24 protein-coding genes and 2 tRNA genes are annotated in these 24700 nt (G+C 70.8%); 13 read left to right on the forward strand and 13 right to left on the reverse strand.

Annotated elements, in window-relative coordinates:
• The first annotated feature begins 153 nt into the window (after window positions 1-153).
• Together BLT44_RS13055 and BLT44_RS15405 are read left to right on the forward strand one after the other, a co-directional pair.
• Window positions 154-3915 carry an ATPase AAA gene (locus tag BLT44_RS13055; RefSeq protein WP_010156254.1) on the forward strand — a complete coding sequence of 1254 codons (3762 nt, stop codon included), beginning with the start codon at window positions 154-156 and terminating at the stop codon, window positions 3913-3915.
• The gene (locus BLT44_RS15405; RefSeq protein ID WP_143026151.1) at window positions 3912-4130 is read left to right on the forward strand and encodes a hypothetical protein; all 219 of its coding nucleotides are present in this window, start codon (window positions 3912-3914) and stop codon (window positions 4128-4130) included. The genes BLT44_RS13055 and BLT44_RS15405 overlap by 4 nt, the downstream gene beginning before the upstream one ends.
• 70 nt (window positions 4131-4200) lie before the next feature.
• Here BLT44_RS15405 and BLT44_RS13060 read toward each other — a convergent pair whose 3' ends face one another.
• Window positions 4201-4506 carry an FmdB family zinc ribbon protein gene (locus BLT44_RS13060; RefSeq protein WP_010156255.1) on the reverse strand — a complete coding sequence of 102 codons (306 nt, stop codon included), beginning with the start codon at window positions 4504-4506 and terminating at the stop codon, window positions 4201-4203.
• Window positions 4507-4560: 54 nt separating this feature from the next.
• Window positions 4561-5154 carry a 5-formyltetrahydrofolate cyclo-ligase gene (locus tag BLT44_RS13065; RefSeq protein ID WP_010156256.1) on the reverse strand — a complete coding sequence of 198 codons (594 nt, stop codon included), beginning with the start codon at window positions 5152-5154 and terminating at the stop codon, window positions 4561-4563.
• A 75-nt stretch (window positions 5155-5229) separates the two neighbouring features.
• On the opposite strand from BLT44_RS13065, the gene galU reads away from it, so the two are divergent.
• From galU to BLT44_RS13080, 3 genes are all read left to right on the forward strand, one after another.
• Window positions 5230-6159, forward strand: a complete 930-nt coding sequence (galU, locus tag BLT44_RS13070; protein WP_010156257.1) for a UTP--glucose-1-phosphate uridylyltransferase GalU — start codon at window positions 5230-5232, stop codon at window positions 6157-6159.
• Window positions 6160-6164: 5 nt separating this feature from the next.
• Entirely contained in the window at window positions 6165-6773 is a 609-nt protein-coding gene (locus BLT44_RS13075; RefSeq protein WP_010156258.1) for a GNAT family N-acetyltransferase, read from the forward strand.
• Between the two features lie 130 nt (window positions 6774-6903).
• A complete protein-coding gene (locus BLT44_RS13080; RefSeq protein WP_143026153.1) occupies window positions 6904-7953 on the forward strand; it encodes a hypothetical protein in 1050 nt (349 codons plus the stop codon).
• 24 nt (window positions 7954-7977) lie between these two features.
• On the opposite strand, the gene BLT44_RS13085 is transcribed toward BLT44_RS13080, so the two are convergent.
• A complete protein-coding gene (locus BLT44_RS13085; protein WP_010156261.1) occupies window positions 7978-9411 on the reverse strand; it encodes a purine-cytosine permease family protein in 1434 nt (477 codons plus the stop codon).
• A gap of 88 nt (window positions 9412-9499) precedes the next feature.
• On the opposite strand from BLT44_RS13085, the gene BLT44_RS13090 reads away from it, so the two are divergent.
• Window positions 9500-10135: a TetR/AcrR family transcriptional regulator gene (locus tag BLT44_RS13090; protein WP_010156262.1), complete on the forward strand. Its 636-nt coding sequence runs from the start codon at window positions 9500-9502 to the stop codon at window positions 10133-10135.
• A gap of 73 nt (window positions 10136-10208) precedes the next feature.
• Here BLT44_RS13090 and BLT44_RS13095 read toward each other — a convergent pair.
• A tRNA-Ala gene (locus BLT44_RS13095) sits at window positions 10209-10281 on the reverse strand.
• 74 nt (window positions 10282-10355) lie between these two features.
• On the opposite strand from BLT44_RS13095, the gene BLT44_RS13100 reads away from it, so the two are divergent.
• The 3 genes from BLT44_RS13100 (at window position 10356) to BLT44_RS13110 (ending at window position 11879) form a co-directional block, all read left to right on the forward strand.
• A complete protein-coding gene (locus tag BLT44_RS13100) occupies window positions 10356-10982 on the forward strand; it encodes a LysE family transporter (RefSeq protein WP_029608216.1) in 627 nt (208 codons plus the stop codon).
• 64 nt (window positions 10983-11046) lie between these two features.
• Window positions 11047-11118 (forward strand) — tRNA-Lys (locus BLT44_RS13105).
• Window positions 11119-11279: 161 nt separating this feature from the next.
• Window positions 11280-11879: a CueP family metal-binding protein gene (locus BLT44_RS13110; protein ID WP_010156264.1), complete on the forward strand. Its 600-nt coding sequence runs from the start codon at window positions 11280-11282 to the stop codon at window positions 11877-11879.
• Between the two features lie 140 nt (window positions 11880-12019).
• On the opposite strand, the gene BLT44_RS13115 is transcribed toward BLT44_RS13110, so the two are convergent.
• The gene (locus BLT44_RS13115; RefSeq protein WP_010156265.1) at window positions 12020-12205 is read right to left on the reverse strand and encodes a CsbD family protein; all 186 of its coding nucleotides are present in this window, start codon (window positions 12203-12205) and stop codon (window positions 12020-12022) included.
• A 334-nt stretch (window positions 12206-12539) separates the two neighbouring features.
• On the opposite strand from BLT44_RS13115, the gene BLT44_RS13120 reads away from it, so the two are divergent.
• Window positions 12540-13169, forward strand: coding sequence for a hypothetical protein (locus BLT44_RS13120; RefSeq protein WP_010156266.1), 630 nt, complete (start codon window positions 12540-12542; stop codon window positions 13167-13169).
• A 229-nt stretch (window positions 13170-13398) separates the two neighbouring features.
• Entirely contained in the window at window positions 13399-13848 is a 450-nt protein-coding gene (locus BLT44_RS13125) for an acyl-CoA thioesterase (protein ID WP_010156267.1), read from the forward strand.
• A 166-nt stretch (window positions 13849-14014) separates the two neighbouring features.
• Here the strand turns inward: BLT44_RS13125 and pstB are convergent, their stop codons facing one another.
• The 8 genes from pstB to BLT44_RS13165 all read right to left on the reverse strand — a co-directional run bounded on the left by pstB (window position 14015) and on the right by BLT44_RS13165 (window position 22911).
• Window positions 14015-14794, reverse strand: a complete 780-nt coding sequence (gene pstB, locus BLT44_RS13130) for a phosphate ABC transporter ATP-binding protein PstB (protein WP_010156268.1) — start codon at window positions 14792-14794, stop codon at window positions 14015-14017.
• A 41-nt stretch (window positions 14795-14835) separates the two neighbouring features.
• Window positions 14836-15957, reverse strand: a complete 1122-nt coding sequence (pstA, locus tag BLT44_RS13135; RefSeq protein ID WP_010156269.1) for a phosphate ABC transporter permease PstA — start codon at window positions 15955-15957, stop codon at window positions 14836-14838.
• A complete protein-coding gene (gene pstC, locus BLT44_RS13140) occupies window positions 15957-16895 on the reverse strand; it encodes a phosphate ABC transporter permease subunit PstC (RefSeq protein WP_010156270.1) in 939 nt (312 codons plus the stop codon). Before pstC ends, pstA begins: the two co-directional genes overlap by 1 nt.
• A gap of 100 nt (window positions 16896-16995) precedes the next feature.
• Window positions 16996-18099 (reverse strand): phosphate ABC transporter substrate-binding protein PstS, encoded by a 1104-nt coding sequence (gene pstS / locus BLT44_RS13145; protein WP_010156271.1) that lies wholly within the window; start codon window positions 18097-18099, stop codon window positions 16996-16998.
• Between the two features lie 138 nt (window positions 18100-18237).
• A complete protein-coding gene (locus BLT44_RS13150; RefSeq protein ID WP_010156273.1) occupies window positions 18238-19191 on the reverse strand; it encodes an NUDIX hydrolase in 954 nt (317 codons plus the stop codon).
• The gene (locus BLT44_RS13155) at window positions 19188-21317 is read right to left on the reverse strand and encodes an RNA degradosome polyphosphate kinase (RefSeq protein ID WP_010156274.1); all 2130 of its coding nucleotides are present in this window, start codon (window positions 21315-21317) and stop codon (window positions 19188-19190) included. Before BLT44_RS13155 ends, BLT44_RS13150 begins: the two co-directional genes overlap by 4 nt.
• Window positions 21314-22243, reverse strand: coding sequence for a mycothiol synthase (gene mshD / locus BLT44_RS13160; protein WP_010156275.1), 930 nt, complete (start codon window positions 22241-22243; stop codon window positions 21314-21316). Before mshD ends, BLT44_RS13155 begins: the two co-directional genes overlap by 4 nt.
• Window positions 22240-22911 (reverse strand): winged helix-turn-helix transcriptional regulator, encoded by a 672-nt coding sequence (locus tag BLT44_RS13165; protein ID WP_010156276.1) that lies wholly within the window; start codon window positions 22909-22911, stop codon window positions 22240-22242. Before BLT44_RS13165 ends, mshD begins: the two co-directional genes overlap by 4 nt.
• 119 nt (window positions 22912-23030) lie before the next feature.
• Between BLT44_RS13165 and BLT44_RS13170 the strand changes: the two genes are divergently transcribed.
• A complete protein-coding gene (locus BLT44_RS13170; protein ID WP_010156277.1) occupies window positions 23031-23327 on the forward strand; it encodes a hypothetical protein in 297 nt (98 codons plus the stop codon).
• A 159-nt stretch (window positions 23328-23486) separates the two neighbouring features.
• Complete coding sequence (gene ygfZ, locus BLT44_RS13175; RefSeq protein WP_029608219.1) at window positions 23487-24653, forward strand: CAF17-like 4Fe-4S cluster assembly/insertion protein YgfZ; 1167 nt, start codon at window positions 23487-23489, stop codon at window positions 24651-24653.
• Window positions 24654-24700: the final 47 nt, after the last annotated feature.

The following is a 24700-nucleotide window of genomic DNA, read 5'->3' on the forward strand; positions in this document are numbered from 1 at the left end:
CGGGGCGACGCGCCGCGAAACTCCGGGAAATCAGCGCTGATTCCCGGGAGTTCTGCGTAGGGTGGCGGTGTGTGGAGTGTAGATCGGTTACGGCGACCCGAAAAGGGCCGCGGCGCGGAGAGCGCCGAGTCGTCTTCCACGCGCGCGAACGGCGTGGAGGCGGAAGCGGGCGCGGAGGCCCCGGCGGCCGCTCAGCAGCCCCTGAACGAGGGGGCGCTCGCCAAGGCGCCCGCGCAGGCGCCCCGCGATGAACCCGACCTGGCGGCCGAATTGAGCGGGCCCGTGTCGCTGGTCGACGCGTACGCCGACGAGCACGCCGATTGGCGACGCGAACTCGCGAGCATCGGGGGGCGCAACCCGCTGCTGCACTTCGACGACCGCCCGGCGAACCGCATCGAGCTCTCCACGACCCACCCGGGCGGTCTGCCGCAGTTCATCACCGGCAACAAGATCCTCCTCTCCGCGCTCATCCGCGACGACCTCGCTCTGAGGCACGCCCGAGCGGCGGCCGGCCGCGTGACCGACAAGGCCATCGAGATGCGCACCGTGCGCGGGCTCGAGACCGTCAACCTGGGCGTCGGCATCGCGAAGTGGGAGTACGAGGGCGAGGAGTTCTGCGCCCCCGTGCTGCTGCGCCCCCTCGCCATCCGCCGCTACGGCCGCGACTTCGAGCTCAAGCTCAAGCAGTTCCCGGTCGTCAACTCCGAGCTGATCCGTGCAATGCGCGAGCAGTTCGGCATCAGCGTCGACGCGCGAACGCTCATCGAGCTGTCGCAGTCGGAGGGCGTGTTCAAGCCGCAGCCCGTGATCGATCGGCTGCGGCAGATGGCCGCGGGCGTTCCGGGGTTCGTCGTGCAGCCCCGCCTCGTGGTCTCGTCGTTCCACAACGTGGCGCAGTCGATGGTGGCCGATGCGAAGGAGCTCGCGTCTCCCGTGCTCGCGGCCGTCTGCGGCAACGAGCCCGCGAAGCGGCAGCTCGCGGCGGCGTACCGTCCGGTCACCGCCACCCCGCCCGACGAGCGCTCGCCCGACACGGACCGGACGCTCTACGACGCCGACGCCGAGCAGGACGACGTGCTCGCGCAGATCGACGCCGGCCATTCGCTGGTCGTGCACACGCTGCCCGGCACGGGCGGCACGCAGACCGTCGTCAACGCGATCGGCAACCTCGTGCGCGCCGGCAAGCGCGTGCTCGTGGTCTCGCCGCGCCGAGCCACGCTCGACGGCATCGCGCACCGGCTGACGCGCGTGGGGCTCGCGGGCATGGCGGTGAGCCCCCGCCGCCTCCGCCGCAACCTGGTCGAGTCGATCAGCCGCAACGAGAACGCCCGCACGGAGCGGCTGCGCGACGTCGATGAGGCGCTCGTGCGGCTGCGCGGCGTGCTGCTCGACTACCAGGCGGCGCTCTCGGCCCCCGACGAGCGATTCGGCGTCTCGCCGCTCGACGCGCTGCGCAAGCTCACCGCGCTCTCGCTCGAGGAGCGCCCGCCGAGCACCACGGTGCGGCTCGACGACCAGGCGCTCGGGCAGCTCACGCTCGACCGCACCTCGGTCGCCGAGGCGCTGACCGAGGTCGCCCGACTCGGCCAGTTCCAGTACGGGCCCGAGGATTCGCCGTGGTACGGCGTCAGCTTCGCGACGACGGAGGAGGCGCGCTCCGCGTACGGCACCGCGGTCGACCTCGCCGAGTCGCAGCTGCCGCGCCTGATCTCGATGTCGAACGAGCTCGTGGGGCAGACCTCGATGCGCCCCTATGAGACCATCGCCGAGCTCGGCGTGTACCTGCGCCTGCTCATGGGTATTCGCGAGACGCTCGACCGTTTCACGCCCGAGGTGTACGACCGCTCGCTCACGGAGGTCATCGCCGCGCACGCTCCCCGGGGCGACGACGAGATGTCGGCCGCCAACAAGCGCCGGCTGCGCAAGCTCGCCCGCGAATACGTGCGCCCCGGTGTGCACATCTCAGACATGTACTCCCGCCTGGTGCAGATTCAGCAGCAGCGCGTGCTCTGGCAGCGGTACACCACGGTCGTGGGCGCCCGGCCCGAGGTGCCGCTCGGCATCTCGGACGTGGTCGTCGCGTTCCAGTCGGCGTACCAGGATCTCGATGCGCTCGACCGCGTGCTCGGCACGACGGCCGATGCGGATCGCCTGAAGACGCAGACCCTGTCGCGTCTCGCCAGCCGCATCTCCGATCTCGCCCGCGAGTCGGAGGTGCTGCAGAACATCCAGGAGCGCACGGCGATCGTCGAGCGCATGCGCTCGGCGCACCTCGAGCCCCTGCTCGACGACCTCTCGGCGCGCCACGTGCCGGCCGAAGACGTCGCCGACGAGCTGGAGCTCGCCTGGTGGCAGTCGGTGCTCGAGCGCATGCTGCAGAGCAACGAGGCGCTGCTGAGCGCGAACACGAGCGTGATCGAGCGGCTTGAGGCCGACTTCCGTCTCGTCGATGACGCGCACGCCGGCGCCAACGGCGCCCTGCTGGCCGCGTCGCTCTCAGACGCGTGGCGCATCGCGGTGCTCGACTACAAGCAGGAGGCGCTCGCCATGCGCGAGGCGCTGCGCAGCGGGTACGTGTCGCCGCAGTCGCTCGCGCAGCGGGCTCCGAACCTGCTCGGGGTGCTGGCCCCGGTGTGGGCCATGTCGCCCTACGAGGTCGCGATGCTGCCCGACACGATGCGCTTCGACGCGGTGCTCGTCGTCGACGCGGGAGCGACGACGCTCGCCGAGAACCTCGGCGCGATCCGGCGCGCAGAGCAGGTCGTCGCGTTCGGCGACACCATGACGCAGACGCCGTCGCACTTCGACATCGCCGTGGGCGCGTCCGACGAGGATCGCGAGACGGTCGACGCCGACGCGCTGCACCGCAGCTCGGCGTTCGCGCAGCTCGGCGACGTGCTGCCGACGCTGACGCTGACGCGCAGCTACCGGGCGGGCGGCGAGGATCTGACCAATCTCGTGAACACCCGCTTCTACGGCGGGGCGATCCAGTCGCTGCCGTGGGCCGGCAGCTTCCTTCACCACTCCAGCCTGACGTACGAGTTCGTGCGCGGCGGCCAGGGGCTGCCCGACCAGCAGACCGGTGCGGTGGAGAGCACGGACGCCGAGGTGGAGCGCGTCGTGCAGCTCGTGCTGCAGCACGCGAGCGACCGGTCGAGCGAGTCGCTCATGGTGATCACCGCGAGCGAGCGCCATGCGGTGCGCGTGTACCAGGCGGTGCTGCAGGCGTTCTCCAAGTTTCCGCAGTACCGCGACTTCCTGCTCGGCGAGCGGGCCGAGCCGTTCGCGGTGCTCACGCTCGAGCAGGCGACGGCGCAGAGCCGCGACCGCGTCATCTTCTCGATCGGGTTCGGCCGCACCCCGCACGGCCGGGTGCTCTCGAACTTCGGCGGCCTCGGCCGCCCGGGAGGGGAGCGCCTGCTCGCCGTCGCCATGACGCGCGCGCGGCGGGCGATGACGATCGTGAGCTGCTTCAAGCCGGAGGATCTCGATCGCGCGCGCATCAAGCACGGCGTCGTCGAACTCGCCGAGCTGCTGGCGTTCGAGCACCCGGAGCCCACGACGCCGTCGCTGCCCGCGGAGCGCGATCCGATGCTCGGCGAGCTCGCCGACCGACTCGAAGCGCTCGGCCTGACGGTCGCGATGGACTACCGCGGGGCGATTCCGCTCGCCGCGTCGCTCGAGGATCGCGCGATCGCGATCGACCTCGATCTCGGGGCGTCCGGCGAGTACCGCGGCGACAGCCTGCGCGACACGCTGCGACTGCGGCCCGCCGTGCTGCGCCGTCTGGGCTGGCACTACCACCGGGTGCAGAGCTTCGACCTCTTCGCCGATCCCGATGAGGTGGCGCTCCGCATCGCGCGCATCGTCGGGTACGACGCGGGGGAGGGCGCGGCCGCATCGGGCCGCGCATGAGCGCGCACGACGAGGATCAGCCGCGCCGTCGTCGGCCCCGGCGTGCGACGCGGCCGGCGGTGCCGGGCGCTGACGAGCACCCCTCGCGGCACCCGCTGACGGGGCGCGCCGCCGAGGATCGGCCGGAGGGCTGGGGCGGGCGGGCGACCGCGCCGGGAACCGCTTCCGCGCACGACGAGGCGCTCGAACGCGACCGGCCTCCCCACTGGGGGTAGGCGCTGGGGCGAGCGTGCCGGGGGCGGGTGCTGCGGAGGGCGCCGCGGAGAGTGCCGAGGAGAGGCCCGGTCAGCTCGCGGACGAGCCGGACGACGAGCTCGATCCGGAGCTCGAGGAGCCGGATCCCGAGGAGCCCGAGCCCGAGCCCGACGAGCCGGAGCCCGACTTCGACGCCGATCCGGATCCCGATCCGCCCGACGACCGCGAGTCGGTGCGGTAGAAGCCCGACCCGTTGAAGGTGACCCCCAGCGAGCCGAAGACCTTGCGCAGCGTGCCGCCGCATTCGGGGCACTCGGTCAGCGAGGCGTCGGAGAACGCCTGGTAGATGTCGAAGGCGTGGCCGCAGTCGGAGCAACGGTAAGCGTACGTAGGCACAAGCATCAATGATACCCGGTCGTGCCGGGCGGCTGCGCGGGCAGGGCGATCGGGCTATCGCTCGCCGCCGACGGCGAAGCGGAGCACGCGCGAGGCGGTGACGGCGCCCGTCACCGGAACGTCGTGCGCATCGCGCGGCAGCGAGGCGTACACGTCCTCGTCATCGACCACGGCGTAGACCGGGGGCCTCCGATCGAGCGATCCGAGCATCCGGTCGTAGTAGCCGAGCCCCCAGCCGAGCCGGGTGCCCGACGCATCGACCGCGCACGCGGGCACGATGAGCAGGTCGACCTCGGCCGCGGCGCCGGTCTCGAGCCGGGGGCCGCTCGGCTCCGGGATCCCGTGGAGGCCCGCGACGCGCGCGCCCGTGTCGACCGCCCACGCGATGCGGTGCCCGGGCAGCGAGACGGGCAGCAGTACGCGCACCCCCGACTCGCGCGCCCACCGCAGAAAGCCGTTCACGTCGGGTTCGCCGACGAGCGGCGCGTAGGCGGTCACCGACCGCGCGCCGGAGGCCGAGACGAGGTCGATGAGCTGCTCCGCGAACCCAGCGCTGCGCCGCGCGCGCTCCGCCGCCGACCGGCCCAGTCGGCGGGCCCGCACCGCCGATCTCACCGCGATCTTCTCCGAGCGGGCGTCCCGAGCCATAGCACCCAGCATAGGTGCGACGCGAGCCCATCCGCATGACTTTGCTGCCTCAGGCGCAAAGGATAGGCTGACGTTATGACTGAGAAGCACGCGACCCAGAGCCGTTCGGTGACGAAGGCCGTTGTGCCGGCCGCGGGGCTCGGCACCCGCTTCCTCCCGGCGACGAAGGCGATGCCCAAGGAGATGCTCCCCATCGTCGACAAGCCCGCGATCCAGTACGTGGTCGAGGAGGCCGCGTCGGCCGGGCTCGGCGACGTGCTGATCATCACGGGCCGCAACAAGGACAACCTGCTCAACCACTTCGACAGCGTTCCCGAGCTCGAGTACTCGCTCGAGCGCAAGGGCGACGAGGGCAAGCTCGACAAGGTGCGCGAGTCGAGCGAGGTCGCCGAGGTCCACTTCCTGCGCCAGGGCCAGCCGCTCGGGCTCGGGCACGCGGTCGGCCGGGCGCGCTGCCACGTCGGCGACGAGTCGTTCGCGGTGCTGCTCGGCGACGACCTCATCGATCCCCGCGACCCGCTGCTCGACCGCATGATCGCCGAGCACGATGCGCGTGGCGCCACCGTCATCGCGCTCATGGAGGTGCCCCGCGAGTCGGTGCACCTGTACGGCTGCGCGTCGGTCGAGGAGACCGACGACCCCGACGTCGTGCGCATCACCGGCCTCGTCGAGAAGCCGTCGGCCGAGGAGGCGCCCTCGAACCTCGCCATCATCGGCCGCTACGTGCTGCGGCCCGAGATCTTCGACGTGATCGACGAGCTTCCGCCCGGGCGCGGCGGGGAGATCCAGCTCACCGACGGCCTCAACCACCTGGCCGAGGGCAAGGGGGAGGGCCCGGTCTACGGCGTCATCTTCCGCGGGCGCCGGTACGACACGGGCGACCGCGCCGACTGGATCAAGGCGAACGTGCTGCTCGGCGTCGACCACGACGAGCTGGGCGAAGAGATCTCCGACTGGATCGTCGACTTCGCGGATCGCCTCCGCGAGCAGCGCTCCGAGGGCTGACCCCGGTGCCGCTCGGCCGCGAGATCGACGATCCGGGAACGCTCTCGGCCGGTCGGGTGGCCGTGCGGATCATCCGGTGGTCCGACGCCGAGCCGCTGCGCTCGCTGCTGACCGAGAACCGCTCCTGGCTGCAGCGCTGGGAGGCGACGCACCCCTCGGGCCGCAGCGTGGTGCCCGGATCGGTGTCGATGCGGCCGATGGTGCGCACCCTGCGCAAGCAGCTGCGCGCGGGGAGCGGTATGCCCTTCGTCGTGCTCTACGACGGGGCCGTGGTCGGCCAGCTCAGCGTCTCCGAGATCAGCGGAGGCGCCCTGCAGTCGTCGCAGATCGGCTACTGGGTCTCCGAGCACGTCGCGGGCCGGGGCGTCACCACGACCGCCGCGGCGCTCGTCATCGACCACCTCTTCGGGGCGCTCGGGCTGCACCGCGTCGAGGTGTGCATCAGGCCCGAGAACGACGCCTCGCTCCGCGTCGTGGCGAAGCTCGGGCTGCGGCACGAGGGATCGCGCACCGCGTACATCCACATCGATGGCGCCTGGCGCGACCACGAGGTCTTCGTCGCGCTGCGCGGTGAGACCGCGGCGGGGTACGTGGCGCAGCTGGCGCATCGGTGACGGCATCAGGGCCGGCGGCGCGGCGTACGCCTGCCCTCCCTTGCCGACGCCGGCCCGCCCCGAGACCATTTGATCGTGATCGCGGCGCGCCGGGGATGGCGCCCCTCGCGCACGCCGTACAGTGATCCCCATGACTGGCGGCGTACTGGGCGGAGGCGTGATCTTCGTGATCGCCGCACTGCTGTGGGGCGCCGTGCTCGTTCCGAACTGGGCGAGGCGCCGCGAGTTCCGCGCCGCGGAGAAGAACGCGCTCCGGCTGCAGCGCACCCTGCGTCTCCTCGCAGAGACCACGGAGGTGCCGCAGGAGGTGCGGCTCGAGGCGACGGCTCGCGAGGCGCTCGCGCACGAGCGGCTGCTGCGGAGCGCCCAGAAGCGTCAGGATGCCGAGCGTCGAGCCGCGCTCGCAGAAGCGGAGGCAGAACAGGTGCGTGCGGAGATTCGCGCTCGACAGATGCAGCGCAAGCAGGCGGCGGTCGAGCGCTCGGCGAAACTGCGCAGGCCGGTGGCGCGGCGCGTGCGCGCGACCGCGGCGCTCGGTGCGCTGCTCGGGCTCGTGGGGCTGCTCGTCGGGGCGGGCTTCGCGATCGGGGGGAGCGGGGCCTCGCTGCTGATCGGCGCCGCACTGCTCTTCGCCGCCTCGAGCGGCGCGCTCGTGCTGCTCGCCCCCGGCCGCGCCCGCGTGCGCGCGGTGCCGGCCGAGCAGGTCACCTCCGCCATCGCGACCGCGGTCGTCGAGTCGGCGCCGCAGCACGTCGCGGCACCCGACACGGCTTCGGAGGCGGCCGCAGCCGCGGCGCACGCGGAGGCGCAGCGCGCCGCCGCCGAGCGCATCGAGCTCGCCCGCGCCCGAGCCCGGGCGCGCGCCGAACGGCCGGCCCCGCAGGAGAACCAGACCGACTCGATGCTGCTCCGCGAGGTGCGCAAGCAGCTCGCGCAGGCCGCCGAGGCGGCCCCCGACCCGCGAGCGGCGGCGGCGTCGGCCGCAGCCGAGGAGCAGGCGCGCCAGCAGGCTCAGGCGGCGGATGAGGCTCGGGTGCGCGAGCAGGCCCGTCAGCGCGAGCTTCGCGCTCAGCAGCAGGAGGCGAGCAACCGGCTCCGCAGCATGGGCGTGGTCGGCGACACCGCCGCGGGAATGCCCGATCTCGACGCCGTGCTGCGGCGGCGGCGCAACGCCGGCTGAGCCCCGCAGCGATCCGCTGACGTCTCAGCGGTCCGCTGCACGCTCCCGGCGTATTCCGCGACGGGCGAGCGCTGCGTACAGCGCCGCGGACACGATCACGCCCACCGGAGCCGAGAGGTCGACGAAGCCGAGCGCGACGGCGATGAGGCCCGTCCACACGTCGGTCGATACGCAGAGCGCTGCCGCGATGCCGCCCGCGACCACCGCGATGAGCCCCGCCGCGCCGAAACCTCCGCGGAACCAGTAGGCAGCGCCGGGCCGCTCGTCGAAGAGGGCGAGGCCGTCGTAGCGGTTGCGGCGCAGCACGACATCGGTGGCGTACACCGCCATCGTCGGCGCCGAGATCACGATGAGGAACTGCAGCATCAGGTTCACCGCGCCGAGCAGACTGGTCGAGAGCACGAGCACGATCGTGAAGCCGGTGCCGAGGGCGCCGATGAGGATCGCTGAGGGGATGCGCCGGATCGGCACCCCGATCGACTGGAACGCCATGCTCGCGGTGTACGTGGTCATGCCGTTGAGGGCGATCGTGTTGACGATGACGCCGAGCACGAACACCGGTCCGAGCCAGCCGGGCAGGAGCTCGAGGAGCACGTACTCGATGCCCTGCTCGGCCGCAGCCGGAGTCACGATGGTGCCGAGGAGCGCGCCGACGGAGACGAGGACGATACTGGGCAGCGCGCCGCCGAGACCGGTCGCCGCGATGATGCTGCGCGCAGGCGTGTCGCGCGGCAGGTAGCGCGCGAGGTCGGCGCTGTTCGAGTACGAGAGCGGGGTCGATGCGAGGATCGCGAACCCGATCGAGAGGCTCGACCAGAGCGGTGCGCCCGAGAGGGGTTCGGGCTGCACGAAGGCGAGGTCGATCCGCGGCAGGATGCACACCGTCACCGCGATGAAGACGAGGGCGAGCCCGGTGGTGACCCAGGTGTACGCGCGGAGGATCAGCCCGTGGCCGAACACGGCGATGAGCACCGTGCAGGCGGAGACGGCGATCGACACGAGGATGAGTGCGGTCAGCCGATCCGGGAACCCCCATCGCATGAGCAGCTCCGCCCCCATGAACGACGAGGCGACCCAGTTCAGGGCGAGGAACACTCCCGAGATGAACCAGCCGTACACCGCGATCACGATCCTGTTGCCGCGAACGCCGTAGATCGCGCGCTGGATCACGGAGCCGGAGGTGCCCGCCGCCGGGCCGCTGATCGCCACGACTCCCGGAAGCGCCCAGAGCAGCTGCGCGGCCACGATCATGAGGATGGCCTGCCAGACCTCGAGGCCCAGCAGCAGCGTGAGCGACGCTCCGATGGTGAAGCTCAGCACGCTCACGTTCGGGGCGGCCCAGACGGCGAACAAGCTGCGCGCGCGGCCGTTCCGTTCAGTCTCGGGCACCAGGTCGATGCCGCGGGTCTCGGGGCGCGAGGCCCGGTCGGCGGATTGCAGCGGGGGTGATTTCGGCATTGAAATCCTCTTTCGGTCGGGAGATTCCGTCCACTATTGAAACACACTTCAATAGCGCGGGGAATCGGCATCTCGTAGACTGCGGAGCATGGGGGCACGCGCGGGCACGTCGAGAAGCCGTGAGACGCCCGCCCGGCGGCGCGAGCAGATCCTCGACCACGCCGCCCGCATCGCGATCGCGCACGGCCTCGAATCGGTCACCCTGCGCGCGGTCGCCGAGCCCCTCGGCGTGCAGCCGAGCCTCGTGCACCACTACTTCTCGTCTTCGGAGGCGCTCGTCATCGCAGCGTTCGAGCGGGCGATCGCGAGCGAGCGGAGCGGTCTCTTCGACTCGGCCGGCTCGCCCACCCGGCGTCTCGCCACGATGATCCGCCGGGTCGAGAGCGGCGACGCGATCCACCTCGCCAGGTTCTGGCTCAACGCGCGCAACCTCTCGCGATTCCGCCCCGAACTCGCGCGATCCGTCGCCGAGCAGGAGCGGCTCGACCGCGACGCACTGGTGGCGATCCTCCGCGAGGGCGTCGCGAGCGGCGAATTCGCGTGCCCCGATCCGCTCGTCGCCTGCATCCGGATCTTCATCGCCATCGACGGCGTCGGCGCCTACGCGAACGACCTCGAGGACTTCGCCCACCCCGCCTTCCGCCACTTCGTCACCGACGTCGCCGCGTGGGCCGTCGGCGTCGCGCCCGAGGGCCTGCGCCGGGAGGTCGACGCCATGGCGTGAGCGCGGGGGCGGCGGCTGACTGGGGCCGCAACGCAAAAGGTCTCGACTCCCGTGGAGTCGAGACCTTGCTCGGTGGATCTGAGGGGAATCGAACCCCTGACCTTCTCATTGCGAACGAGACGCGCTACCAACTGCGCCACAGACCCTGACAGCGTCTGAGTCTAGCAGGCGAACCGCGCCCGACGAAAATCGAGCACCCGCGCGCCGCTACACTGTGCTGGTGGCTCCCGCGATCTGGCTCTCCCTGCTCGCGGCCACCGTGGTCATCTGCATCACCCCTGGAGCGGGCGCCATCAACACCATGTCGAACGCGCTCGCGGTCGGCTGGCGTCGATCCATCTGGGGCGTGCTCGGTCAGGAGCTCGCGCTGCTCGCCCACATCGTGATCGTCGCGGCGGGCGTCGGCGTGCTGGTCGCGAACACCCCCGCGCTGTTCAACGCGATCCGCTACATCGGTGCGGCGTACCTCGTCTACCTCGGCGTGCGTCTCATCTTCACGAAACCGCAGCCCCCGGCCGCCGACGCCGAAGGCGCCCGCCGCGCCACCACCCGGTCCGCGATGCTCCGCCGCGGATTCTGGGTGAACCTGCTCAACCCGAAGGCCATCGTGTTCTTCCTGGCCTTCATCCCGCAGTTCATCAACGTCGACGCCCCGATCCTGCCGCAGTACCTGATCCTCATCGCCACCGCCGTCGGCGTCGACGTGATCGTGATGTGGGGCTTCTTCGCGGTCGCCGCGCGCCCCTTCCGGCGCTACACCGCGACGGCTCGCGGGCAGCGGGTGCTCAACTCGGTGTTCGGGGCGCTCTTCGTGGGCGTCGCGGCGCTCCTGCTCTTCATCCACTGACCCCCGACCAGGGGCCCGCCGGCGATGAGCCGCGGTGCCGCGATCCGGTAAGCTGATCGGGTTGGCCCCTATAGCTCAGCGGTAGAGCTACGGACTTTTAATCCGCAGGTCGTAGGTTCGATCCCTACTGGGGGCACCGATGCATGCGGTGCACGATCGCGCGCGGCTCCGCACGCGGAGTGCGCACCGGATCAGCCGAAGCCGCCGTGCACACGGGTCTCTGAGGCGGGTGCGGCAGACTGGCCAGGGCGAGCCGCGAGGGCGACGCCGAGCAGTCTGAGCATGGAGGTCTGACCGGTGCTGCGTTTCCTCTCCGTCGTTTCCGCCGTCGTAATCGCCCTGTCGCTGTCGGCATGCGCGATCAGCGCTCCGACGCCGAACTCGGCCGGTGCGCCAGACGTTGCAGATGCGCCAGATGCGGCAGCGGTCATCGAGCAGTTCGGCCTGCCCGGCGACGACGTGGTCGAAGTGATCGATCGGCTCGACGAGCTGCCCCTCGACGGGCGCCCGAGCGAACTCCTGGCGTCGGTGCGATCCGATCAGCTCGTGCTCGCGAGCGGCGGGCGCGATGCGAGCCTTCCGATGCCCGCGGACCTGACCTACGTCTCGCTCGCGCCCTACGTGACCGAGACGCACGAGTGCTTCTTCCACAGCCTGACGACGTGCCTCGGAGAGATGGGCGACGAGCGGATCGACGTGACGATCTCAGACGCGGCGACCGGGGAGGTCGTGGTGAACGAGACTGCGACCACCTACGCGAACGGCTTCATCGGGTACTGGCTTCCGCGCGATCGCGAACACGTCGTCACGGTGCGGCAGGGCGGTCTCGCGGGGGAGACGCGCTTCAGCACGGCCGCTGTCGGGCCGACGTGCATCACCGATCTCCGCCTGACCTGACGATCGTCGGCGCCAGCGCGGCGGCGCGTTAGCGCGGCGGCACGCCAGCGCGGCGGCGCCGATGCGTCAACACGGCAGCGCGGCAGCACGAAGGCCCGGCACTCCTCACGGGGTGCCGGGCCTTCGCGGTACTGCGACGTCTAGTTGTCGAAGACATCCTTCGCAGAATCCTTGGCGTTCGCGCCAGCCTGCTTCATGTCTCCCTTGGCCTGATCGAGCTTACCCTCGGCGACCTTGCTGTCGTCACCGGTCACCCGGCCGGCGGCCTCCTTGGCGTTGCCCTTCAGCTTGTCTCCTGCTGCCGAAATCTTGTCCGATGCACTCATGCAATCCTCCTTCGATGTTGGGGCCGATTCCCGAAAGATCGGGAACACGATCTACAGTGCCATCTTCGGCCGGCCGGGCCGAGGGGGTTGCGCATCCGCTGCGGAGTGTGAATCATCGAGAGCCTCCAGAATACGCCCGCGGTCCGCGGGTTCGCTGTGCGCGGGCCGGCGAGCGGCGGCGTAGACTCGCGTGGTCCGCGATCCGCGCTCGCGATCCCGCAGCCCTCCGCCACCCGACTGCCCGCTACCCGACCGCCCGCCATCCGACCGCCGCGACCGCAGCAGCACCCCGCACCACCCCATCACCCACACCGAGCCACCGCGAAAGAGGCCGATGTCACGCGACCACCTGCGCCCCATACTGCAGCCCAGCTTCACCTTCGACTGGATCATCGGCTCGGACGAGCCCGAAGCCGCCCGCCGCCTCGCTCAAGAGACGTCGTGGGCGCTCCTCGACCGGGTGCGCAGCGTCGCCGATCCCGACGTGGTCGAGCGCGTCGTCGGGCTCGCCTCGGGAACAGGGCTCGACGACATCGCCGAGCTCTGGGCGGGGGAGAGCGCGCACTCGCTCGCCGGTGCGCTCTGGCGTCTGTACCTGCTGCGCCGCGTGGTCGATTCGGATCCCGAAGGATCAGCCGACCTCTTCAGGCGCGGCGCGGCCGCTGCATCGACCATCGACCCGGTCGTGGCCGGCGCGGCCGAGCCCGTCACCCCCGGCTCGATCGCGGAGCTCTGCGACACGATCCTGCGCGGCGTCTTCACGGGGGATCTCGGTGGAGCGCTGGATCGCGCGGCGAGCTACTGCCGCATCATGTCGCTCGGCGCCGCCGACCTCGCCGACGCGCGCGACCTGCACGACGACGCGCATGCCGCCGAGCTGACGACGCGCTCACTGCGCTACTCGACCTTCGCGAGCGACCTGCACGCCGGCGCGCGACGGTGGCGCGACGGCACGCTGTCGTAGGCGTTCGCCGTCCGCTGACGGCGCGCCGATGCGGCGTCGCCGGCCTGCGCTACACTGGATTTCGCCGGGCCGCAGTAACCCCGGGCTCCAATTTTCGCCGCTTCGAGCGGCCTTCCGCCGAGAGGCGTTTCTGCGGCTCGGTCTTTTCATGTGCGGCGCTTCTGGAGCCGGGCGCTCGCGTCGCACGCCGTTCTCGTTCTCGAAACGCACCCGTCTTAAGCTCGGATGCATGAGATCTCAGTACGCGCACGCAGACGGCATCAACTTCTCCACGCGCAAGTGGGTGCGACCGGAAGACATGAACGCGAACGGCTCGCTCTTCGGCGGCAGCCTGCTGCGCTGGATCGATGAAGAGGCGGCCATCTACGCCATCATCCAGCTCGGCAACCCGCACGTGGTGACGAAGCTCATCTCCGAGATCAACTTCGAGGCGTCGGCGCGCCAGGGCGACCTCATCGAGATGGGACTCGTCGCCACGGAGTTCGGCCGCACGTCGCTCACCATGCGCGCGGTGGTGCGCAACATGATCACGCGGAAGACGATCCTCTCGATCGAACGCATCGTCTTCGTGAACATCGGCCCCGACGGGGTTCCGGTGCCGCACGGCTACACCGAGATCACGTACGACCGCGACCGGATGCCGCACGCCGACGAGATGCCGAACCGCGACGAGGCGTGATTGCGCCGGCCGGGCGCCGCCCGCCGCCCGCTGTCGCATCCCGCCGAGCCCGAGGGTTTCATCTCATCGCGAGGGATTCCCACCGTAATAAGTCGGCAGTCTCAGGCGAAACCCTCGGGCTCGGCGACACAGCGGCTCGGCGACACAGTGGCTCAGCCGAAGCGGCTCAGCCGAAACGCCCGGAGACGTAATCCTCGGTCGCCTGCACGGAGGGGGTCGAGAAGATGGTGGAGGTGTCGTCGTACTCGATGAGCTTGCCGGGCTTGCCGGTGCCCGCGATGTTGAAGAACGCGGTGCGGTCGGAGACGCGCGAGGCCTGCTGCATGTTGTGGGTCACGATGACGATCGTGTACTCCTGCTTCAGCTGGTCGATGAGATCCTCGATCGCGAGCGTCGAGATCGGGTCGAGCGCTGAGCAGGGCTCGTCCATGAGGAGCACCTCGGGCGACACGGCGATGGCGCGCGCGATGCAGAGGCGCTGCTGCTGGCCGCCCGACAGGCCGGAGCCGGGCTTGTCGAGGCGATCCTTCACCTCGTTCCAGAGGTTGGCGCCGGTCAGCGACTTCTCGACGAGGGCGTCGGCGTCTCCCTTCGACATGCGGCGGTCGTTGAGGCGCACGCCGGCGAGCACGTTGTCGCGGATCGACATCGTGGGGAACGGGTTGGGGCGCTGGAAGACCATGCCCACCTGCCGGCGCACGAGCACGGGATCGACGCCCGCGCCGTAGAGATCCTCGCCGTCGAGCAGCACCTCGCCCTCGACGCGCGCGCCGGGGATGACCTCGTGCATGCGGTTCAGCGTCCGCAGGAAGGTCGACTTGCCGCAGCCCGACGGGCCGATGAACGCGGTGACGCTGCGGGGCTCGATGTTGATCGAGACGCCCTCGACCGCGAGGAACTTCGAGTAGTAGACGTTGAGGTCTTTGACCTCGATGCGCTTCGACATGGTGGTTCTTTCGTTGGGAGTATGCGGGGGAGGGGAGCGGCTCAGCGGCCGGTCTTGGGGGCGAACCAGCGGGCGATGAGGCGGCCGAACAGGTTGAGCGCCATGACGATGAGGATCAGGGCGAGCGCGGCGGCCCAGGCGCGGTCGACGAACGCCTGAGCCGGATTGCCCTGGTTCATGAACTGCGTGTACACGTAGACCGGCAGCGACTGCATGCGGTCGGAGAAGAGGCTGTAGTTCATCGACGCGGTGAAGCCGGCGGTGATGAGGAGCGGCGCCGTCTCGCCGATGACGCGGGCGATCGACAGCATGATGCCGGTGGTGATGCCCGCGATCGAGGTGGGCAGCACGACCTTGGTGATGGTGCGCCACTTGGGCACGCCGAGCGCGTACGAGGCTTCGCGCAGCTCGTTGGGCACGAGGCGCAGCATCTCCTCGCTGGAGCGCACGACGACGGGGATCATCAGCACCGAGAGCGCGACGGCGCCGACGATGCCCATGCGCACGCCCGGCCCGAGGAAGAGCGCGAAGGCGGCGTAGGCGAAGAGGCCGGCGACGATGGAGGGGATGCCGGTCATCACGTCGACGAGGAAGGTGATGGTCTTCGCGACTCGGCCGCGCCCGTACTCGACGAGGTAGATCGACGTCATGAGGCCGAGCGGCACGGAGATGATGGTGGCGGCGAGCGTGATGAGCAGCGTGCCGACCATGGCGTGCAGGGCGCCGCCGCCCTCTCCGGTGACGTTGCGCATCGAGGAGTTGAAGAACTCGGCGTCGAAGCGCGCCAGACCGTTCGAGACGACGGTGATCGCGACCGACACGAGCGGCACCATGGCGAGCAGGAAGGCGCCGGTCACGATCGCGGTGATGAAGCGATCCATGGCCTGGCGCGAGCCCTCGACCGCGGCCGACATGATCGTGATCACGATGACGTAGGCGATCGCGGCGATGAGCACGGAGCCGACGATGGAGAGCTCGTCGCCGGAGGAGGCGGCCAGCAGGCCGAAGAGTGCGAACGACGCGGCGAGGCAGCCGGCGAGCACGAACCACGGCGTGGGGCGCGTCAGCCGGTTGCCGGCGAGCGAGGATCCCGCGCGAACGGGGCGGACGGTGATGGCCACGGAGGTGGTCCCCTCTTGTTTCGATTCGGTCTGCTGGAGCATCAGTTCGCCGCCGAGAACTCGGCGCGGCGGCTGACGATCCAGCGGGCGAGCGCGTTGACCAGGAAGGTGACGACGAACAGGATGAGGCCGGTCGCGATGAGCACGTTGACGTTCTCGCCGTAGGCCTCGGGGAAGGAGAGGGCGATGTTCGCCGCGATCGTCGAGGGGTTCTCGGAGGTGAGCAGCTTGAAGGTCACGAGGCCGGTGGCCGAGAGCACCATGGCGACGGCCATCGTCTCGCCGAGGGCGCGCCCGAGGCCGAGCATGGCGGCCGAGATGATGCCGGGGCGGCCGAAGGGCAGCACGGCCATGCGGATCATCTCCCAGCGGGTCGCGCCGAGCGCGAGCGCCGCCTCCTCGTGGAGCACGGGGGCCTGCAGGAAGATCTCGCGGCAGATCGCCGTCATGATCGGCAGGATCATGACGGCGAGCACGAGCGCGGCGGTCAGGATGGTGCGGCCGGTGCCGCTGACGGTGCCGCTGAAGAGCGGGATCCAGCCGAGGTAGGTGTTGAGCCACTCGAAGACGGGCCGCGCGGCGGGGGCGAGCACGCCGATGCCCCAGAGGCCGAAGACGACGCTCGGCACGGCGGCGAGCAGGTCGACGATGTAGCCGAGCACCTGCGCGAGCTGGCGCGGGGCGTAGTGGGAGATGAAGAGGGCGATGCCGATCGCGAGGGGCAGTGCGATGAGCAGCGCGAGGGCGGCCGCCCAGATGGTGCCGAACACGAGGGGGCCCACGTACGACCAGAAGTTGCTGGTGAGCAGCGACGCGCTCTCGTCGGTGGCGACGAACGCCGGGATGCTCTGCACGATGAGGAAGATCGCGACGGCCGCGAGCGTGACGAGGATCATGCTGCCCGCGAAGACCGCGGAGCGCGAGAAGACGCGGTCGCCGAGGCTGAGCACCGGCTTGGCGGGGGCGGAAGTGACGGTCACTGAGTCTCCGAGGTCTGGGAGGGGTTCTGGTGGGATCGCCGGGAGGCGATCAGCGGCGGGTGGGGGCGCGGTGCGACCGCGCCCCCACCCGCCTGCACGATCAGCTGATCGAGTCGATCGCGGTCTGCACCTGGCCGCGGAGATCCTCGGAGATCGGGGCGTTGCCCGCGGACTCCTGAGCCGCGGTCTGGCCCTCCTCGCTGACGATGTAGCTGAAGTACGACTTCACGAGCTCGGCGTTGGCGGCGTCCTCGTACTCGGCGCAGCCGATGAGGTAGCTCACGAGCACGATCGGGTAGACGCCCTCCTCGGTCGAGGTGCGGTCGAGGGTGATCGCGAGGTCGCCCTCGGTGCGGCCCTCCTCCATCGACGACGCGTCGACGATCGCGGCTGCCGCCTCGGGGGAGTACGGCACGTATTCGTCGCCGACCTTGATGTCGACGGTGCCGAGATCGCCGGCCTGGGAGGCGTCGGCGTAGCCGATCGTGCCGGTGCCGTTGGAGACGGCGCTGACGACGCCCGAGGTGCCCTGGGCGCCCTCGCCGCCGAACTCGGTCGGCCAGGTCTCGATCGACCCGACGGTCCAGTCGTCGGCGGCCGCGGCTGCGAGGTACTCGGTGAAGTTGCCCGTGGTGCCCGAGTCGTCGGAGCGGTGCACGGCGGTGATGTTGCTCTCGGGGAGCTCGACGTCGGGGTTCTGGTCGGCGATGGCCGGATCGTTCCAGCTGGTGATCTCGCCCGAGAAGATCTTCGCGACGGTCGGTGCGTCGAGCTTCAGCGAGTCGACGCCCTCGATGTTGAAGATGACGGCGATGGGGGAGATGTAGGCGGGGAACTCGACGATGTCGCCGGTGGCGCAGCCGTCGAAGGGCCCGGCCGAGATCTCATCCGTCTTGAACGCGCGGTCGGAGCCCGCGAAGGCGCTCGCGCCCTGCTGGAAGGTCTCGCGGCCCGCGCCGGAGCCGGAGGGCTCGTAGTTCACCGTGACGTCGGGGTTGGCGGTCTGGAAGCCGGCGACCCAGACCTCCTGCGCCGAGCCCTGCGAGGAGGCGCCGGCGCCGACGAGTTCGCCCGAGAGGCTCGAGGTGGCACCCGAGTCTTCGCTTCCGGAGGCGCTGCCCCCTTCATTGGCGGCGCAGGAGGTCAGCGTGAGTGCAGCAATACCGCCGATAGCGGCGATCTTGGCGAATGCGGAGAGCTTCACTTGAGATTGATCCAATCTGGAAACGGATGGGGTGATGGCCTCGAACGACCACAGCACCACGCTAAGCATCCTGCATGACGCGGGGTCTGCCAGAGGGTGAACAACAGGTGAACTCGCGCGGTCCGCCGCGTGCGCGGATCAGTGCTTCAGCGGATACGTCTCGACGGAGAGGATGCCGGCCTCGGGGTGGCGCCGCGACAGGTGGAACACTGAGAAACCGGCGGTGGGCAGCGTCGCCGCCTCCTCCAGGTAGGCTCCGAGCTCGCTTCCGGTCGCGAGGGCGAGCTCGCGGGCGAGGTCGGGGAGCACGGGCCGGTGGCTGCAGAGCAGCGCGTCCTTGCCCCGCGCGACGACGGCGGCGACGAGCGCGCGCAGGCCGTCGAGCTCGCCCGCGTCCCAGGCGTCCTGGCTGATGGCGTCGGTCTGGCGCACCGGCTTGCGCCGCCGCTGCGCGTACGGTGCGATGGTGTCGACGCAGCGCGTGGCCGTCGACGTGTGAAGACGGCGCGGCCCGAAGGCGTCGAGGATGGGCACGAGCGCTGCGGCCTGCGCCCGGCCGAAGTCGGTGAGCGGGCGCAGATGATCGGGCTCGTGGCTCTGCGCGCGGGGGAGCGCCTTGCCGTGCCGCAGCAGGGTGACGGCGAAGCTGTCGATGAGGTCGCGGGCCGCGAGCTTCAGGAAGACGTCGAAGAGCTCCCGATCCGCGGCGTACGTGAGCTGGTCGCGCACTTCGTCGACGGGCACCCACGCGATGGCGTCGACCTCGGCGTTCGCCTGGAACGCGAGCTCGCGCACGGTGCGCTGCGGCACGTGCGCCGCCCAGTACTGCACCGTCTTGCGGCGGTTGCCGCTGAGGTCGTAATGGATGGTGCCGAGGTGCTGGTCGAGCCGCACCTTCAGCCCGGTCTCCTCGCGGGTCTCGCGCACGGCCGCCTGCGGCAGGCTCTCGCCCGGATCGAGCTTGCCCTTCGGGAACGAGACGTCGCGGCGCTTCGGTCGGTGGATGACGAGCACGAGCACCCGCTCGCTCCCGTCGCTGCGGGTCTCTCGAGTCCAGCAGACGGTGCCCGCCGCGAATACCTCCTCCGTCACCGGGCTCTCCGCGCACGGCGCGCTTCGGTGCGATCCTGCATGACGAGATCCTGCAGGTCGGGCAGCGGCTCCCCGGCCTCGTTCGTCACCGTGCGGTGCCAGCTGCCGTCGGGCAGCATGCGCCACGAGGAGACGTCGTCGCTGAACGCGTAGTCGAAGAACCGCGAGATGCGCTCGAGATGCTCCCGCTCGTCGAGGCGCACGAGCACCTCGATGCGGCGGTCGAGATTGCGGTGCATGAGGTCTGCGCTGCCGATGAACACCTCGCGCTCGCCGCCGTTCTCGAACGAGTAGATGCGCGAGTGCTCGAGGTAGCGGCCGAGCACGGAGCGCACGCGGATGGTGTCGGAGAGCCCCGGAACCTCCGCGCGGATCGAGCAGATGCCGCGCATCCACACGTCGATCGGCACGCCGGCCTGGCTCGCGCGGTACAGGGCGTCGATGATGGCCTCGTCGACCATCGAGTTGCCCTTGAGGCGGATGCCGCTCGGGCGGCCGGCGCGCGCGTGCTCCGCCTCCCGCTCGATGCGTTCGAGCAGCCCGCTGCGCAGCTGCAGAGGGGCGACGAGGAGCCGGTCGTAATCGGTCTCGATGGCGTACCCGGAGAGCACGTTGAAGAGCTTCGTCACATCGCGGCCGACCTCGGGCGAGGAGGTGAAGAGGCCGAAGTCCTCGTAGATGCGACTGGTCTTCGGGTTGTAGTTGCCGGTGCCGATGTGGCAGTAGTGCGCGAGTCGGCCGCCCTCTTCGCGGATCACGTGCACGAGCTTGCAGTGCGTCTTGAGCCCGACGAGCCCGTAGACGACGTGCACGCCGGCCTGCTCGAGCTTGCGGGCCCACGTGATGTTCGCCTCCTCGTCGAAGCGCGCCTTGACCTCGACGAGCGCGAGCACCTGCTTGCCCGCTTCGGCCGCCTTGATGAGGGAAGCGACGATGGGGCTGTCGCCCGAGGTGCGGTAGAGGGTCTGCTTGATCGCGAGCACGTCGGGGTCGGTGGCCGCCTGCTCGACGAACGCCTGCACGCTGGTCGCGAACGACTCGTAGGGGTGGTGCACGAGCACCTCGCGGCGGGCGATCGCCGAGAACGTGTCGAGCTTGTCGCTCGGCGTGTTCACGCGGAACTGCGGGTGCGTCACCGGGATGTGCGGCTTGAACTTCAGGTCGGGCCGGGCCACGCGGGTCAGCGCGAACAGCCCGCTGAGGTCGAGCGGCGCCGGGAGCGTGTAGACCTGCTGCTCGTCGATGTCGAACTCGCGCACGAGCAGGTCGAGCGTCGCCTCGTCCATGTCGTCGGAGATCTCGAGGCGGATGGGCGGGCCGAAGCGGCGCCGCAGCAGCTCCTTCTCGAGCGCCTGGATCAGGTTCTCGGTCTCGTCCTCCTCGATCTCGACGTCCTCGTTGCGCGTGACGCGGAAGACGTGGTGGTCGATGACCTCCATGCCGGGGAACAGGCCGTCGAGCTGATTCGCGATGAGCTCCTCGAGCGGGATGAACCGCACGTCGTCGACGCTCTCGCGGCCGTCGACGCGCACGTAGCGCGGGATCATCTGCGGCACCTTGAGTCGGGCGAACTCGATCTTGTCGGTGTTCGGGTTGCGCACCCGGATCGACAGGTTCAGCGCGCGCCCCGAGATGTAGGGGAACGGGTGCGCCGGGTCCACGGCGAGCGGCATGAGCACGGGGTAGATGCGCTGCTCGTAGTAGTCGGTGAGGATCTCGCGATCCGCGTCGTCGAGCTGCTCCCACTCGACGATCTTGATGCCGGCCTCTGCGAGCGCGGGCTGCACCTGGCCGCGGAAGCACTCGGCGTGGCGCAGCTGCAGCTCGTACGCCCTGCGGTTGATGTTGGCGAGCACGTCGGTCGGTGCGCGCCCCACGTTGGTCGGCACGGCGAGGCCGGTGACGATGCGGCGGCGCAGCCCGGCGACGCGCACCATGAAGAACTCATCGAGGTTCGCGGCGAAGATCGCGAGGAAGTTCGCGCGCTCGAGCACGGGCGTCGACGCGTCCTCCGCGAGCTCGAGCACCCGCTGGTTGAAGTCGAGCCAGCTCAGCTCTCGGTCGATGTACCGATCTGCGGGAAGCCCGGACAGCACATCGGTGTGGTCGCGCGGTTCATCGTTCATGGGTCCATTGTGGCACCGGGCACCGACTCCGGGGCCCTTCTCCATTGGCGGCTGCGTGAATCGATGGTGAACCCCGCGCGCTCGTACATGCGCACCGCGCGCTCGTTCTCCCCGTCGACGTAGAGCGTGACACGGCTGGGCCGGTGCTGCGCCATGCGGATCAGGGTGGCGTCGAGCAGCAGCGCGCCGAGCCCCCGCCCCGCGTATTCGGGGCGCATGCCGACCGCGTAGAGCTCGGTCTCGACCTCGGGCCCGCGCAGCGTCTTCACCCAGGTCGATCCCGCCGCCTCGCCGGTCTCGTCGATGAGCAGCAGCAGATCGTCGGGGTCGAACCACTCCTCGGCGCGCATGAGGGCGAAGTCGGCCTCGGTGACGCGCCCCTGCTCGGGGTGGGCGGCGAACGCCGCCGCATTCGCCCGCACCCAGCGCGCCGCGTCGTCGGGCCGCTCGGGGTCGAAGGCGCGCAGCTCGAAGCCCGCGGGAACGTCGAGCGCGTGCAGCTGCGCGTCGCGCGGCGGCAGCCGTGCCGGATCGAGCGCCATCCGGTGGAGCGACCGCACGGGGGCGAAGCCCGCTCGCGCGAGCAGCGCCTCGGCCGCCGGGTTCTCGCCGTGCGCCCAGGCGAGCGCCGAACCGTCGGTGCGCGCGAGCAGCTCGGCGAGCGCGGCGGAGCCGTACCCCCGCCCGCGGGCGTCCGGGCGCACGACGAGGTCGATCTCGCCCTGGCCGGCGATGCCGACCGCCACCGCGGCGTCGTCGGCCCCGGTGCGGAACAGGAGGAGAGCGCGCTCGCCCTGCACGGCGGCCAGCATCGCCTGATCGGAGACGGGGGGTCTGCCGTCGTGCTCCTCGGCCGCCGCGATCACGCGACGGGCGAGCTCGAAGTCGGACGGGCGGGCTGCGGCGTGCGACTCGAGATGCGTCATTCCGGCTCTTCCTCCTCGATGCGAGCCCGCGCGAAGCCGTACCCGACCCCGCGGACCGTGCTGATCAGGCCCTCGTGTTCGCCCAGCTTCGCACGCAGACGCCGCACGTGCACGTCGACCGTGCGCGTGCCGCCGAAGTAGTCGGTGCCCCACACCTCGCTGAGCAGCTGCTCGCGGGTGAAGACGCGGCCGGGGTTGCCGGCGAGGAAGTGGAGCAGCTCGAACTCCTTGTAGGTGAGGTCGAGCGGGCGGCCGAAGAGGCGGGCGGTGAAGTTCGACTCGTCGATGATCACGCCGGCCGCCTGCACGGCCGCGGGCTGCGGCGCGGCCTGCGGGCGTTCGAGCAGCCGGAGTCGCAGTTCGATCTCGACGGGGCTCGCGGTCGGCAGGAGCAGCTCCTGCACGCCCCAGTCGGGGGTCAGCGCCGTGAGCGCGACCTCGGGCAGGATGACGACGCGCGGGGTCTCGCTGCCGTCCACCATGCTGAGGCATGCGGCCCGCGCGCGTCGCGCATCGAGGGTGCCGTCGATGAGCACGGCGTCGAAGCGATCGGCCATGGTCTCGGGCACGCGGAGCGAGAGGGGCGAGGTGCGCACGTCGTGCGGCAGCAGATCGAGCCCGGGAAGCGAATCGGCAGGATCCCGGTCTGAGAGGCAGAGCAGCTGCATCGTCGTCACTCCCTCGTCTCGTGGCCTGCACCAAATAGTACTGCGCGGCCTGTTTCGCCCCCGTTTCGCGCGTGTTTCACGGCGGTCGCAGCGCGCGGCGCGTGTGGAAGAATGGCCTGATGACCGAGACGACCCCTGAAGCCGCGGAGACGCCGGAGGCGCACTCCTGGCATGTGCCGCGCCTGATCGCGGCGTGGGCGGCGGCGGCCGTCATGGGCGTGCTCGTCACGCTGCTCACCGCGGACGACGACCGCTTCTCGTGGCTCGTGCTCGCGGTGGGGGTCTCGACGCTCATCACGTTCGCGCTGCAGCTGGGCACGGCGCAGCGCGAGGGGTTCATCACCCGGGTCTCGTTCAGCGTCGCGGGCTCGGTCGTCATCATCGCGATCATCGACGTCATCGGGCTGATCGTCTAGCCGAGACGCGGCGTCGCGGGCGATGTAGACTGGCCCCATGCTTCTCGCACTCGAACTCTTCTACCTCGGTCTCCTCGGCCTCGCCTCGCTCTCGATCGCGTGGGTGTCGGGCACGGTCATCTACAAGCTCTACAAGGGTCAGCGCTGAGCGTTCGCGAGATCGGGGCCGGGGGCGTCGAGCATCCCGCGAACCCGTTCGCCGCGCTCCCGGGTCGCATCGCCGACCCCGAGGCCGGCGTCGCGTCGCACTACGGCGAGCCGCTGAGCGAGCAGCGCGCCCTCGAAGCGGGTGCGGCGGTGGTCGATCTGTCGCACCACGGCATCGTCGTGGTGTCGGGGCCGGATCGCCTGAGCTGGCTGCACTCGATGACGAGTCAGCACCTCCTCGCCCTGCGACCCGGCGAGAGCACGGAGACGCTGCTGCTCGACGCCAACGGACGGATCGAGCACGCGGCCCGCGTCGTCGACGACGGCGAGCGCACCTGTCTGCTGGTGGACGCCGGATCGGCGGAGCCGCTCGCGGCCTTCCTCACCCGCATGCGCTTCGCGCTGCGGGTCGAGGTCGAAGATCGCAGCGGCACGCACGCGGCGGTGCTGGCGTTCGACGGCCCGGCCGCCGACGCGGTGCGCGCGCTCGGGCCCGAGGCCGAATGGCGCGACCCCTGGGCCGAGGTCGCCCGCGGCGGCGTGCAGTACGCGCGCACCGAGACGGAGCATGCGGGGGCGCAGTGGTCGGCCGTGCAGTTCGTCTTCGCGCGCGAGCGCCTGGACGATGTGGTCGGGCTCGTGCGCTCCGGGGCCGTGCGCGCCGCCGGGCTGCTCGCACTCGACGCCCTCGAGGTGCGCGCGTGGCGCCCGTCGCAGGCGGGCGATGTCGACGAGCGCTCCATTCCGCACGAGCTCGACTGGATGCGCACCGCGGTGCACCTCACGAAGGGGTGCTACCGGGGGCAGGAGACCGTCGCGAAGGTGCACAACCTCGGCCACCCGCCGCGCCGGCTCGCGCTGCTGCACCTCGACGGCACGGGCGGGGAGCTGCCGGTGGCCGGCGCACTCGTCTTCGCCGGTGCGGGATCGGCGACGGAGCCGGGCGCGCGGCCCGTCGGGCGCATCACGCGCGCCGCCCTGCACCACGAGTGGGGCGGCATCGCGCTCGCGCTGCTCAAGCGCTCGGTGCCCGAGGACGCGCCGCTCGAGGTGCGCGGCGGCGCCGAGGGGAACGATCCGCAGGCGGAGCCCGGCGAGCCGATCGCGGCCGTGCAGGAGGTGATCGTGCCCGCCACCGCGGGTGCGGCCCGCGCCGTGCCGCGGTTGAATCGGATCTGAGCGGCGCCGGGCGGCGCTCGGCGGCACGGCGGGCGATGCCCGTCTCC

It is taken from the genome of Leucobacter chromiiresistens (assembly GCF_900102345.1).
Taxonomy (GTDB): Bacteria; Actinomycetota; Actinomycetes; order Actinomycetales; family Microbacteriaceae; genus Leucobacter; species Leucobacter chromiiresistens.